The sequence below is a fragment of the Micromonospora noduli genome, from assembly GCF_003264365.1.
GTDB lineage: Bacteria > Actinomycetota > Actinomycetes > Mycobacteriales > Micromonosporaceae > Micromonospora > Micromonospora noduli.
This window is the reverse complement of record NZ_PYAK01000030.1, coordinates 58,529-72,217: the sequence shown is the minus strand read 5'-3', so window position 1 is coordinate 72,217 and position 13,689 is coordinate 58,529. Positions and strand designations below refer to the sequence as shown.

The window sequence follows — 13,689 nt, the reverse complement described above, 5'->3', positions numbered from 1 at the left end:
GCGGCGTCCGCATGCGGTCCGGCACCCGCGTTCGCGAGCGGCCCGGCTGCGGCGTTCGCGTGCGGCCCGGCTGCGGCGTTCGCGTGCGGCCCGGCTGCCGCGTTCGCGGGCAGCGGGCCCAGCAGTCGGCGTACGCCGTCGAGCATGTCCGCGCGCAGCACCTCGTCGGACACGTCGGTGAAGAAGACGATCGGATCGCTGCACGCGGCGACCGCCTGCACCGCCCGGACCCGCTCCCGACGCCCGGCGTCCGGCCCCGCGATGACGTCGTTCGCCCGCATCGCAATCGTGATCAACCGATGGTACGTGTCGCCCCGACCGACAAGCGCGATGTCGTGATAGAGCATGCCGAGCGGCCGGCGGTGGGCGAGCATGATGTCCACCCAGCCCTCCAGCACCGTCCACCGGGCCTGTTCGGTCGGCTGTCCCTGTGCGGCGTCGAGCAGCCTCTCCAGGTCGGCCAGCAGTGGCTCGATCAGGGCGGCGAGCAGATGCTCCTTGGCCGGAAAGTGGTACAGGATCGCGGTTTTGGTGAGCCGCAGCCGCTCGCCGATCTGGCGCAGCGAGGTGCGCTGGTAGCCGTGTTCGGCGAACAGGTCGAGCGCGGCGCGCAGGATCCGGGTGCGGGTGTCGTCCGCGGGATCGGCGGTCATGCGGCCAGCCTAGCGACGCCCTGACCGGTGGGCACGATCACCGTTGATTCCACTGACCGTCGGTCAGTACAGTGGTGACGGTCGACGCAGCCAACCGCAGGAGGGGACATGCCCGTCATCTCGATCGGCAACCTGGTCAAGACGTTCGGCGCCATCCGGGCACTCGACGGGTTGGACCTGCACGTCGAGCAGGGGGAGGTGCACGGCTTCCTCGGGCCCAACGGCTCCGGAAAGTCCACCACCATCCGGATCCTGCTCGGGCTGCTCCGCCGCGACTCCGGCGACGCCCAGGTGCTCGGCGCCGACCCGTGGCGCGACGCGGTCCGCCTGCACCGCCGGCTGGCGTACGTACCGGGCGACGTCAGTCTCTGGCCCAACCTCACCGGCGGGGAAGCCATCGACCTGCTCGGTCAACTGCGCGGCGGCCTCGACCGGCGTCGCCGCGACGAGCTGTTGCACCGCTTCGACCTGGACCCGACCCGCCGATGCCGCACCTACTCCAAGGGCAACCGGCAGAAGGTCGCCATCGTCGCCGCCTTTTCCTCCCCGGTGGAGCTGTACGTGCTCGACGAGCCGACCTCCGGCCTCGACCCCCTCATGGAGGCGGTGTTCCAGGACGAGGTCCGGCGGGTCAAGCAGGCCGGCGCCACAGTGCTGCTCTCCAGCCACGTGCTCGCCGAGGTCGAGGCCCTCTGCGACCGGGTCAGCATCATCCGCGAGGGCCGTACCGTCGAATCCGGCACCCTCACCGAGCTGCGCCACCTCACCCGCACGGCGGTGACCGTCGAGACCGCCCGCCCGGTCAGCGGCCTGGACGTGCTGCCCGGCGTGCACGACGTGCACGAGGTCGACGGCCGCACCCACCTGGAGGTCGAGCCCGCCCACCTCGACGAGTTGCTCGGCCAGCTCATCCGCTTCGGCGTCCGCGCGCTGACCAGCACACCACCCACTCTGGAGCAGCTCTTCCTACGGCACTACGGCGACGATCCCGCCGCTGCTGCCACGGGTGCTCCCGCCGCTGCTGCACCGGGCGCTTCCGCCGCCGCCGCTGCGTCGGGCGCTCCGACCGTCAGTTCCTCGGACGCCGATGTGCAGGCTGACGCCCCGCAGGGCGGTGCCCGGTGAGCGCCCTCACCGGCACGACCCGGCTGGCCCGGCTCGTGCTGCGCCGCGACCGGATCCGCCTCGCCATCTGGATCCTCGGCACGCCCCTGCTCGGCTACGCCCTCGCCGGCAGCGTCGCCGGCATCTACCCGGACCAGGAGGCCCGGCTGGGTTACGCCACCACCTCGGCGTCCAGCCTCGTCGCCCGCGCCTTCAACGGCCCCATCCACGGCACCGACCTCGGCGCCGTGGTGGTCGCCGAGACGTACGTGACGCTGGCCCTGATCGTCGCGCTGCTGAGCACCTTCGCGGTGACCCGGCACACCCGCCAGAACGAGGAGACCGGCCGGGCCGAACTGCTCGGCGCCAACGTGGTCGGCCGGTACGCGCCGCTCACCGCCGCGCTGCTCGTCATCGTTGTCGCGAACGCCCTGGCCGCCGTGCTGCTCGCGGTCGCGCTGGTCGGCGCTGGTCTGCCGCTCGCCGGCTCCGTCGCGGCAGCGGCCGCGATCGGCGGCGTCGGGGTCGCCTTCACCGCGATCGCCGCGGTCACCGCCCAGCTCTCCGTCACCTCGCGCGGCGCCAACGCGCTCGCCGCCGCCACCGTCGGGCTCTCCTTCGTGCTGCGCGCCGCCGGAGACGTCCTCGGCGAACAGAGCGCCGACGGCACCCGCGTGCGCAGCGCCTGGCCGTCGTGGATCTCCCCGCTCGGCTGGGGCAACCAGGTACGAGCCTTCGACGGTGAACGCTGGTGGGTGCTCGCCCTGCCCGTCGCGCTGCTGCTCGCCGGGGTGGCGCTGGCGTACGCCCTCGCCGAGCGACGCGACCAGGGCGCCGGGCTGATCGCCCCCCGGCCCGGCCCCTCGACCGGTGCGCCGCAGCTGCTCAGCCCCTCCGGGTTGGCCTGGCGGATGCAGCGCGGCACGCTGCTCGGCTGGGCTGTCGGGGTGGCCGTACTCGGCTTCTCCATGGGCATCGCCGGCGACGAGTTCAACGACATGATCGACGCGAATCCGGCCGCCGCCGAAGCGATCAACGCGATGGGTGGCGGAGCTGACCTGATCAAGGCGTACCTGGCCGCGATGCTCGGCCTCTTCGCCCTGACCATCGGCGCGTACGTCGTGCAGGCCCTGCTCCGCGTACGCGGCGACGAAGCCGACGGGGTGCTGGAGGCCGCCCTCGCCACGGCGGTCAGCCGTACCCGCTGGCTCGGCACCCAGGTGCTCGCCGCGACACTCGGCGCGGTCGCCCTGCTGCTCCTCGCCGGCGTGACCACCGGCCTCGGCTACGGCATCGTCACCGGAGACCCGCTCGGTGAGGCCGTCGAGCTGGGCGGCGCCGCGCTGCTGCGCCTGCCCGCCCTGCTCGTGATCGCCGGTGTGGTGACCGCGATCTTCGGGCTGCTGCCCCGCTGGTCGGTGGTGCTGTCCTGGACGACGCTGCTGGTCTTCCTGCTCCTCGGGCAGCTCGGCGCGGTGCTGGAACTGCCGCAGGCCGCGCTGAACGTCTCGCCGTACACCCACGTGCCGGCCGTGCCCGCGGCCGACCCGGCGGCGCTTCCCCTGGTGGTGCTGGCGGCGGTGGCCGCGGCCCTGCTCGCCGTCGGCGTGGCCGGCTTCCGCCACCGCGACGTGCCGTCGTGAGCCACGTTTCAGGCGTCCCGATGATCGTTGGCAGCTGAGCGACTCGACACGCCGACGTCAGCCCTGCTGAGCTGCCACCGATCACCTGAACTAGCACACGTGGGTTCCGGCCGGGCGTTGTACACAGGTCGGCGGCTGTCCACAGAGGGCCGGCTGGTGCGGTTGCGGAGGGCCGGGGTGCGGCCTGACGGTTCCGTGCGTGAACTCGGTGCTTCGGGAACTCGTGGAGCTTGGTAGTGGGTTGGTCACGCTCGGGACGGCCGGGCAGGTGGTGCCGTCGTGGACGCTTCAGCAGGCTTGCCGTAACGGCGAGTTGGTACGGGTGCTGCCTGAGGTGTTCGTGGCGGCGCACCTCGTTGGTGGGCGACCCGGCGCTCCGGTTCTGAGTCGACTCGACCCTGCCATCAGTCGGCGGGCGGCTCTCGCCTGGGCCGACGGCTACGGCGCGCTCAGTCATCTCAGCGCGCTCGCCGTGTGGGGATTACGCCCCGAGGTGGTTGGTGACCTCGTGCACCTGAGTGCGCCGGCGAGCGCGAGCCTGCGCACCCGGCCCGGGGTGATCGTGCATCGACGCCGCGGCCTGGCCATCGAGCCGCCGCAGGTGATAGTTCGGCGGGGCCTGACGGTCACCCGCCTCGAACAGGCCCTCGTCGACTCGTGGCCGACGATGCCGTCCCCCGACCGACGTGCGTTGGTGATCCGAGCGGTCAACGACCGGCTGACCACACCCGAACGGCTGTCGGCAGCCCTGGAGTTGGCGCCGAAGCTGATCGACCGGGCGGCGCTCCGGCATTTGCTTGCGCAGCTTGCCGACGGGTGCCGCAGCCGGCTCGAAATCTGGGGACACGAGCACGTCTTTACCGGTCCCGGGATGCCGGCGTTCCGCTGGCAGGTGTCGGTCCGTGTCGGGCGCCGTCTGGTGTACCTCGACGTGTTCGCCGAGCGGGAACAGGTCAACATCGAACTCGACGGGGCTACCACCCACGGCAGCCCAGGCCAGCGGGAGATCGACCTGCGCCGTGATGCCCTACTGGCGGCCGTCGGGATCCTGGTGGTCCGCTTCGCCCACCGCCGCCTCGTGCACGACGTCGACGAAGTACGCCGGGAAACCCTTGCCATTTTGGCGACCCGCCGAACTTGACGCGGTGGGCAGCCGCTGACGGGGTTGCCTGGTGCTGGCAGCCTCGAGCGCGTGAGCGACCTTCTGACGCAGCTTCCGGCGCTCCTCGGCGTCCTGGTGGGCACCCTGGGCACGATCCTCGCCACCTCCCTCGCCGACCGCGCCCGATGGCGTCGCGGCCAGAGCGTCCGCTGGGACGAGCGGCGGCTCGACGCGTACGTCGACTACGCGCACGCCCTCAAGGAGAGTCACGCGGTGGCGCTGCGACTCACGGCCGACCACCGGCCGGGATCGCGGAGCCACCCCATCGACCGCGAGGAAGGGCTGGTCCGGCTGGCTGAGGCGGACGCTCGACGCACCATCGTCTGGGAGAACCTGCTGCTGCTCGGCGACGAGCCGACTGTCGCCGCCGCCGCCAACTGGCGGGATGCGATCTGGCAGGTCGAACGGCTCGCCCGGGGAATCGTCGAGCCGCCATCGGACGTGGCGGGGATGCTGACCCGCGTCGACGAGGCCCGCGACGGGTACTACCGGGCGGCCCGGCGCAGCCTCGGGGTACGCGGGGGATCGGTGGAGCAGTCCGCGACGCTGCGGCAGGCGCTGGTCGACCGGTCCACCGCCACGCCGGAGGTGTCCGCCAACTGAGCGCGGCGGTGCCGGAGGGGTGTCCTGGCGGGCGCGGGTCGACCACAATCGTGCGGTGCGGCGTCGCGGGTGGGAGTGGGGATCGCTGGGCGTCGTGGCCGCGCTGGCGGCGGGCGGCACGGCATGGGTGTGGCTGCGGTACGACTTCGAGAAGGTCAACTGGACCTGGGGCGTCGTCGCCGGGGTCATCGCCGTCTACGTCCTGCTGGATCAGCTCTTCCGCACCGGAACGGCGGGTCTCGCCCAGGCCGCCGCCCACCGGCGTGCCGCCGCCGACGAACTCGTGGAGCTGATCCGACGCGACCCGACCGACGAGACGCTGTTGCGTACCGTCGACGAGCCGTACCCGCTGCCGGTGCGGTGGCACACCGCTCCCGACCGGTTCCTCCCCTCCTGGCGGGCCATTGGCCGATCCAGCGCCGCCATCCCAGTGGACCTCGCCGGGGGCGACGGGACACTGTGGAGCTGCTACCGGCGCGTACCCTCTGGTCGGCTGTTGTTGCTGGGACCGGCCGGCTCCGGTAAGTCGATCCTCGCGCTGCGGATGGCTCGGGAGTTGCCCGTGCACCGCGAGCCGGACACTCCCGTACCGGCGCTGGTCCCCGCCGACTCGTGGGATCCCGATCGGGAGGGCTTCCACGACTGGCTGGTCGATCGGCTCGCCCGGCGCTACCCGCAGCTCGCGGCCGGTCACCCGCGCCGGGACGCCGTGCTGCGCGACCTCGTCGAGACCGGCCTGGTGGTGCCCGTCCTCGACGGCTTGGACGAGGTGCCCGAGGACCGGCTGATCACCTGCCTCGACGAGCTCAACGCACTGCCGACCCAGCGTTTCGTCCTCACCTGCCGGACCTCGGTGTACGAGCGCTACCTGACCCAGGGAGAGAAGCTCCGCGGTGCGGCCGTGGTGATGCTCGAACCGCCGGCGCCCGCCGAGGTCGCCGACTACCTGGTGGACGCGGCTCCGCTACATCAGGTCGAGAACTGGACCGCCGTCGCCACCACACTCGGGGACGCCCCGCAGTTGACCGCCGCCCTCTCCACCCCGCTGATGGTGGCGATGGCCCGCAGCGCCTTCGACCAGCCGGGCACCGACCCTCGGGACCTCGTGCCGCTGGCTAGCGAGCGGGGTCGGCGCTCCGTCGAGGACGACCTGCTGACCAGGGCCGTCGACGCCGCGTTGCGGTCGCGCCGCGGTTCCCAGGGCCTACGGCGCTGGGAACCCAAGACCGCCCGGCGTTACCTGGCCTTCCTCGCGGCGCACCTGGAGTCGCTCGACGTCCGGGAGTTCCGCTGGTGGCAGTTGGCGAACGCGCAGCCCGGCCCGTTCTGGGCGCTCGTCGCCGGTGCGCGTACCGCGGTGGCGGTGTGGCTGGCGCTGACCCTCTCCGCGGACGCTCTCACGGCGACGGCGGAGCTGGTGACCCACCCACCGACCCGGAGTCTCCTCGACGACCTGGTCCACGAGACGGACGCCCTGACGATCACGGCTTTCCTGCTGGCCTCTGTCGTGGCGTTGGTCCGCGGCTCTGGTCGGGCCGGTCAAGAACGACCCCGCCGGGTGGCGTTCGTCGGCGGACTCCGAGCGTTCCGCGACGGGCTGCTCAGTGGGTTGTTCGGCGGGGCCTTCCTGGCACTGTTCACGTTCGGCTTCCTCACGGCCTTTGCGCCCACCCCGCAACTGGTCGCGCTGCTGGACCGTGTGCCGGGACTGCCACTGTGGTCGGATCCGGTCCGGGCCGCCGTCGCGGTCGGTCTGGTGAGCTGGGCGTACGGAGCGGTCCGGGCCGGACTGCGGGTGGACGTCGCCGCACCCGCTCCCGAACTTGGGGCGACCAGCGTGGTCGAAACCGTCGAAGCCGACCGTGCCGCCAGCGTCGCCTCCGCGCTGGCCAGCGCCGCCGTCGGCGTCCTCCGGGTGCTCATCGTCGTCGCGGCGCTGCGTCTCATCGGGGCGCTGCCCGCCGTACCGCCGCTGCCGGCGCTGGTCTGGGCCGGGGCGGGGCTCGGGCTGGGCTGGTGGCTGCACCGGCGCGGTGGCGGGGCGTGGATGCGCTTCGCCCTCACCCGTGCCGCCCTCGCCGTCCGTGGCCGTACGCCCCACCGACTGCTCGCCTTCCTCGCGTACGCCGAGACCGTCGGTCTGCTGCGCGACGGCGCGGGAGCCTACCGGTTCCGGCACGGTCGCCTGCAGAGCCGACTCGCCGGAGGGTCGGTGAGCGCGCGACGGGGCAGCCGGCTGCGCGAGGAGCTGGGTGTCGAACTGCCCGCGCCGGCTACTGGCCGGAGGCGTTTGGCGTCTTCGCCGACGTCACGCAGGCACGGGCCGCGAGCATCGGGCACGCCGACGACCTCACCGTGGCGGCACTGCGCCGGGCACTGCTGGCCGGGGCGGCTGCGGGGGAGTGGACCCGGCTGGCGAGCCTGCTGGCACTTATCCCACCACCCAGCGAGCCGACGCCGTTGGCGGTGCAGCGGCAGCGGATCGCCCGGCTGATCGCCGACGACGCACCGGTGGCACAGCTGATCGTCGCGGCCGAGGAGCTGAGCCACGGGGCCATCGCCGTCACGCCGGAGCCTGCGTCCGCGACCCGCCCGGCGGCGCCTGGAGCGCAGGAGTTCCTGGCCGTCCTACACCACGTCAATGGGGACAACGAAGCCGCGCGCACCCGCCTGGACCTGCTACGTACGGCTGCCAATCAGGACGTCGGGGAGCCGGCGCCGATCGGCGCCGGCCTGCTCGCCGGGCTACTCGTCCACGACAGTGAACCCGCCACGGCACTGGTTGTCTGCCATCAGGAACTACTCCTCGCCGATCAACCACCCGACCGGGTCGACCTGTTGCTTCTCGCCGAGGCATGGCGCTGGTCGGTCGAGGTGAAGCGACGCAACACCGACGAACGGGCCGAGCTGCGCCGCCGTATCCGGGCGGTGCTGACAGGTCGCCGAGAGCACCCACGGCGGATCGAGATGGGTCGACGCGAGCTGGCTGAGCTGGGACTCCAGCTGTGCCACGCCGTGATCGAGCACCAGACGTTGGGCCCGCTCGCGGTCGCGGCGTCCCGACGGCTGGTCACCATCCTCGCCGAGCCCGCCATCGTCGTGCAGACCGTCAACCGCAGCGCCCCCATGTGGCACGACGGCTGACGGGTACCGGACACTATTGACCGCCGTGCAGGCGGTTTGTCGGACGCTGCCGCGACACTGAGGCTTCCTCGACCGGGGAGGTGCCTCGTGCCGTATGTCAGGTCACACACCAGGAAGGGTGGCGCGCGGGTTCGGGCGCACTACCGAAGGCGGCGCTCCGGCAGTGTTCGGCGCAGATCGACGGTCCGCCGCGTGGCCGGTGGCGGCGGGTCGGCCAACGCCTGGGTTCTGGCGCTGTGTGCCGTCGTCGCTTTCGTGCTGCTCCGCATGGTCATCGACCTCGTGCAGCGGCATCCATACTGGTCCGCCTTCGTCGTGAGCGTCATCGTTGCGGGGGCGATCATGGTGGGTGTTGTCGTGGTGAAGCAGCGTGCCCGCGAACGGGCCGACCAGGCCCAGCGGGACAGGCTGATCGCGGTGACCGACACGATGAGTGGACCCGAGTTCGAGCAGTGGTTCGCCCGGATCCTGGTCGCGTCCGGGTTTCGGAGCGTGACGGTGTGCGGTGGCTCCGGCGACCGGGGAGCGGACGTCCTGGCGATCGCCCCCGACGGCCGACGCGTCGTGGTGCAGTGCAAGCGGCAGAGCCCTCACAACCGGGTCGGCAGCGCCGCGATCCAGCGGTTCGCCGGCACCTGCCGGGTCATCCACGGTGGCGAGATCTGCATGCTCGTGACGAACAGCTTCTTCACCGCGGGCGACGGCATCCAGATTGCCCGACAGCTCAACATCACGCTCATCGACCGGGATGCGCTGGAAATGTGGGCCTGGACGGGGAGACCAGCGCTGGGGTCCATCGCGGGAGGCGGGTCGCACTGACGCGGCCGGAATCGGTCAAGTCATCTACTACCGAGAAGGCGGAAATCCTCTCCCGGCTCTGATTGCGCAGGTGGGTCCCCGATGGTTCGGCACTCTGCCCCTAGGATCTCTGGAATGCAGGAGGGCCGTTGGACGACGATCACGCCGTCGCAGTTCGCGCACGAGCGGGAGGCGCTGGCGCACGTCCAGGCGTTGCTGCCGGACAGTGAGCCCTACCGCGCCTGGTCGAACTTCACCTTCACCGCCCAGACCGGGCACCCCTACGAGGTTGACCTGTTGGTCGCCGCGCCCGGCGGCCTCTATCTCATCGAGATCAAGAGTCTGAACGGCCGGCTGCGATCCAGCGGCTCCAACTGGATCCTCCAGGGCCCGAACGGCACCCGCACCTTCGACAACCCGCTGCATCTGGCCGACGCCAAGGCCAAGAAACTCAAGTCGCTGCTCCAGGTGGCCGCCTCGCGACGCAAGGGTCAGCCGGTCAGGATCCCGTTCGTGCAGGCGGCGGTGTTCCTGTCCAAGCCTGGTCTGCGGGTAGAGCTATCGGAGCATCATCTGCACGGCATCTTCGGTCCGGAGCCGGCCCCGGGTCACGAACCGGGGCTGTTGCCGGCGATCACCTCGCTGCTGCAGCGTCCACCGCAGGACGAATGGCAGCGGGTCACCAAGGAGATGTCGGCTGCGCTGCCCGACCTCCTCGATGCCGTGGGCATCGCCCGTAGTCGCCGCCACTACCAGATTGGCGCGTGGGAGTTGGAGACCCGCCCGTTCGACGTCGGCCCCACCTGGCAGGACCACCAGGCACGGCACCGCGATCTGGAGCGCGAACGGCGCCGGGTGCGGATCTACCTGGTCGAGCGCAACGCCGTGCAGACCGAACGGGCCAGCATCGAACGTGCGGCCAAGCGCGAGATGCTGGCCCTGCACGGCATCAACCACCCGGGCATCGTGCAGGTCGACGCGATGGAGTCGCACGAGGCCGGCCCGGCGCTGATCTTCCGGTACGACCCTCGGTCGGTGCGTCTCGACCATTACATCGCCCAGTACGGCGACCGCCTCGACGCGTTGAGCCGACTCGCGATGATCCGACAGCTCGCCGAGACGGTGGCGTACGCACACGGTCGACGGCTGCACCACCGTGCGCTCTCTGCCCGCAGCGTGTTGGTGAACCCTGGCCGGATGCGGCGTGGTGGCAGCGACGACGAAGCGTGGCTGATGCCTCAACTACAGGTCAGTGACTGGCAGGCGGCGACCCGAGGCGTGGACAGTGCCGGTGGCAGCAGCGGCCAGCCAGTGACTCTCTCCTCGCACGCGACCGCTCATATCGAGCGGTCCGCCGAGGCGTACCTGGCTCCCGAGTTGACAGCGCCGACGCCGGACCCTGTGGCGATGGACGTCTTCGGCCTCGGCGCACTGGCGTATCTGATCCTGACCGGTCAACCACCGGCCACGAAGCGCCCCGAACTGCTGGCCCGGTTGGCTCGGGACAACGGTCTGCGGGCCGCCGCTGTTGCCGACGGCATCAGCGAGTTCGCCGACGAGTTGATCCAGGCCGCCACCGCACCGGTTCCGGCCCAGCGGCTCACCACGGTCGCCGACTTCGTCGAGATGCTCCAGCTCGTCGAGGACGAGTTGACCAGCCCGCCGCCGGGCTCGGTGCACCCGGAGGAGCCGGCACCCGAGCAACCCGACCCGCTGGAGGCGCGTGGGGGCGACCGAGTCGGCGAGTGGAAGATCGTCCGCCGCCTCGGCACCGGCTCGACCTGTCGGGCGTTCCTCGGCTTCAACGAGCGGACCCGGCGGGAAGAGGTCCTGAAGGTCGGGCTTTCCGACGAGAAGGGTGCCCGGCTGGCCCACGAGGCCCGGGTGCTCGGCCCGCTCACCGACTCCCGGGTGATCCGGCTGGCCCGGCCGGAGCCGTTGCAGCTGGGCAACCGCACCGTGGTGGTGCTCGAGCACGCTGGCGACCACACACTGGCGCGCAAGCTGCGCGACGACGGTCGGCTCACGGTCGACGAGCTGGAGACGTACAGCGACTATCTGTTTGGCGCCCTCGACTACCTGGAGGGCGAGGGCGTCTACCACCGCGACATCAAGCCGGACAACATCGCCATCCGGATCCGGCCCAACCGCACGAGGCAGTTGGTGCTCTTCGACTTCTCCCTGGCCGGAGTGTCGGTCAAGGAGATCACCGCCGGCACTCCTCGCTATCTGGACCCGTTCCTCGGCACCGCCAACCGCCCGGTCTTCGACAAGCACGCCGAGTGGTACGCGCTCGCGGTCACCCTGCACGAGATGGCGTCCGGAGAGCTGCCGGTCTGGGGCGACGGCGGAACCGAACCGCAGCTCACCGATGGCCCGCCGGTGCTGGCCGCCGAGGCGTTCGACCCGGCGATTCGCGACGGCCTTGTGGAGTTCTTCCAGCGTGCACTGCACCGTGACCACCGTCGACGCCACGCGTCGCTGAAGGATCTGCGCGACGCCTGGCAGGACGTGTTCCGCCGCTCGGACGCGAGCACCCCGGTCGGCACCGAGCACCCCGATGTCGACGAGCCGGACGAGCAGGTCGCCGCTGCGGCCCGAGACGAGGCCGCCGGCAAGGCCACCCGGGCCACCACGCTGGAGGCGGCGGGTCTCACCCCACGCGCGGTATCTGCTGCGCACCGTCTGGAGGCCACCACCGTCGGTGAGCTGCTCGCGGTCGCGAACAAGCTCGCCCACCTGCCCGGTCTGGGGGCAAAGACCCGTCAGGAGCTGCAACGCCGGGTCAAGGAGTGGCGGCAGCGGCTGGGGGAGCGGGAAACGCTGCCCACCACGCCCGCCGCCCGCAGGGCAGCCAGCGAAGAGGCGGCCACCGAGACCAATTCCGGCCACGGCGACACCGATCTGGTACGCGTCGGCCTGGATGCCATCGCCACGCTGCTCGTTCCGGCGAAGAACGGCCGGAACGCCACCGAGATCGAGGGGACCCGGCTGCTGCTGCACCTGCCCGATGAGTCAGGGGCGTTGCCGGCGTTGCAACTGTGGCCGCAGCAGCCGCAGGTGGCCACGGCGCTGGGCGTCACCTCCGGTCGGGTCGCGCAGATCCTCGGTAAGCAACGCAAGCGCTGGCACGAGATCCCGGTGGTCGGCAGCGTGCGTACCCAGATCATCGAGCTGTTGCACGAGGGCGGCCGGGTGATGGGTGTCGCCGAGCTGGCCGCAGCGCTGCTGAGCAGTCGTGGCTCAGTGCGCACCGGGGACGAGCTGCGTCTCGCGGTGGCCGTCGCGGCGGTGCGCGCCGCTGTGGAGGTCGACGCGCTCGCCGAGGAGCCGCGCCTGTTGCTGCGCCGACACACCCGCGCCGACATCAACGGCAAGCCGCACCCGCGCGGCGACCGGCTGCTGGTCGCGTTGGAGGTCAGCGAGGACGACGCGCCGGAAACCCCGGCCGCGCCGGCGCTGCTCGACTACGCCGACGCGCTCGGCAAGGCCGCCGACAAACTCGCCGCGAGTGAGGTGCTGCCCAGCCCAGCGACAGTGCTGCGGACCCTCGCGGCGGTGACCGCTCCCGGCGGGGCGGCCGAGGCGTTCGACGAACGACGACGGGTGTTGCTCGCCGCAGTGGCCTCGGAGCGGGCCGCCGCCACCGCGCGGCTGGAGCTCTACCCGCGCGACCTCGACCCGGTGCGGGCACTGCGGCTGGCCCAGGCTGGTGTGGTGCCGCCGACGGTCGCTTCCGACGGACGGCGTGGGCTGACCCCGACGCACGTCGCGGACCGGGTCACCGCGCGTTTCCCGGAGCTGGACCCCCTGCCGGGCCACCCCAAACTGGACCGGCTGCTGGCCGAGGCTGGCTTCGAGCTGCGCTGGGACCGGGACCGGTACGTCTCGCCGCCGCCCCGCGCGGCCTCGTCCTCGGTGTCGATCATTCAGCGGCGACCGTCGGTCACTGCCAAACCGAGCCGATGGACGGCAGAGTCTCCGGAACTGGCGGCGGCGATGCGTGCCGAGGAGCGGCTGGCGGGGGCGCGGTCCGCAGGTGGGTTCCGGGCCCTGACGGTACGCCTCGACCGGTATCACCTGGCCCAGGAGGAGCTGGCGCGGCGCTTCGACGCCCGGCCGGTCAACGTGGCGGCGCGCTTCCTGGATCACCTGCACGCCCTGGTCGACGCCCGACCGAAGCCGACGTGGGAGACCGTGCTCAGCGCGGACATCGCCCAAGAGGGGTCGCGGGCGGCTATCAAGCTGGGGGAGTACGTCGAGCAGGCGTGGCAGCTTACCTTGCCATCGCTGCACGACTCGCTGTCTGCCGCGGATGGGCCGGTACTGCTGCACGACGCGGCGGTGCTGGCGCGGTACCGGGCGATGGAGCGACTGCACGAGGTGGCTGACGCGGCGCGCGGCGGGGCGGGGGATGTCTGGCTGCTCTGCCCGATGGAGGATCCGGCGCTGCTGCCCAAGCTCGACGGTGCGGTGGTGCGGGTGGGCGACAACGAGTGGATCGCGCTACCCGACGCCTGGGTCGTCAACGCCCACCGCAGCGCGGTCACCGCCTGACCAGCCGCCGGGTGCTGTCGCCTCA

General features: G+C 71.8%; 9 protein-coding genes. 8 read left to right on the top strand and 1 reads right to left on the bottom strand.

The features are described from left to right. Nucleotides 1-653 (bottom strand): TetR/AcrR family transcriptional regulator (locus GUI43_RS21520; RefSeq protein ID WP_112699638.1); only part of this gene is annotated, 653 nt, incomplete at its 3' end. Between the two features lie 108 nt (nucleotides 654-761). Between GUI43_RS21520 and GUI43_RS21515 the strand changes: the two genes are divergently transcribed. The 8 genes from GUI43_RS21515 to pglW all read left to right on the top strand — a co-directional run bounded on the left by GUI43_RS21515 (nucleotide 762) and on the right by pglW (nucleotide 13,664). Next, the gene (locus tag GUI43_RS21515) at nucleotides 762-1,778 is read left to right on the top strand and encodes an ABC transporter ATP-binding protein (protein WP_112699637.1); all 1,017 of its coding nucleotides are present in this window, start codon (nucleotides 762-764) and stop codon (nucleotides 1,776-1,778) included. Further along, nucleotides 1,775-3,400, top strand: coding sequence for an ABC transporter permease (locus GUI43_RS21510; RefSeq protein WP_112699636.1), 1,626 nt, complete (start codon nucleotides 1,775-1,777; stop codon nucleotides 3,398-3,400). The genes GUI43_RS21515 and GUI43_RS21510 overlap by 4 nt, the downstream gene beginning before the upstream one ends. A 199-nt stretch (nucleotides 3,401-3,599) precedes the next feature. After that, entirely contained in the window at nucleotides 3,600-4,541 is a 942-nt protein-coding gene (locus tag GUI43_RS21505; protein WP_112699635.1) for a DUF559 domain-containing protein, read from the top strand. 51 nt (nucleotides 4,542-4,592) lie between these two features. Beyond that, nucleotides 4,593-5,165 carry a hypothetical protein gene (locus tag GUI43_RS21500; protein WP_112699634.1) on the top strand — a complete coding sequence of 191 codons (573 nt, stop codon included), beginning with the start codon at nucleotides 4,593-4,595 and terminating at the stop codon, nucleotides 5,163-5,165. Between the two features lie 55 nt (nucleotides 5,166-5,220). Next, nucleotides 5,221-7,659 (top strand): NACHT domain-containing protein, encoded by a 2,439-nt coding sequence (locus tag GUI43_RS21495; protein ID WP_112699633.1) that lies wholly within the window; start codon nucleotides 5,221-5,223, stop codon nucleotides 7,657-7,659. Then, nucleotides 7,632-8,309 carry a hypothetical protein gene (locus GUI43_RS33950; RefSeq protein WP_112699632.1) on the top strand — a complete coding sequence of 226 codons (678 nt, stop codon included), beginning with the start codon at nucleotides 7,632-7,634 and terminating at the stop codon, nucleotides 8,307-8,309. The genes GUI43_RS21495 and GUI43_RS33950 overlap by 28 nt, the downstream gene beginning before the upstream one ends. A gap of 192 nt (nucleotides 8,310-8,501) precedes the next feature. Next, nucleotides 8,502-9,128 carry a restriction endonuclease gene (locus GUI43_RS21485; RefSeq protein ID WP_112699631.1) on the top strand — a complete coding sequence of 209 codons (627 nt, stop codon included), beginning with the start codon at nucleotides 8,502-8,504 and terminating at the stop codon, nucleotides 9,126-9,128. Between the two features lie 114 nt (nucleotides 9,129-9,242). Continuing rightward, a complete protein-coding gene (gene pglW, locus GUI43_RS21480; RefSeq protein WP_112699630.1) occupies nucleotides 9,243-13,664 on the top strand; it encodes a BREX system serine/threonine kinase PglW in 4,422 nt (1,473 codons plus the stop codon). The last annotated feature ends 25 nt before the right edge of the window (nucleotides 13,665-13,689 follow it).

Bases quoted from the DNA above. Each gene is read 5' to 3' on its own strand.
- GUI43_RS21515 (WP_112699637.1), top strand. From the start codon at position 762: ATGCCCGTCATCTCGATCGGCAACCTGGTCAAGACGTTCGGCGCCATC.
- pglW (WP_112699630.1), top strand. From the start codon at position 9,243: ATGCAGGAGGGCCGTTGGACGACGATCACGCCGTCGCAGTTCGCGCAC.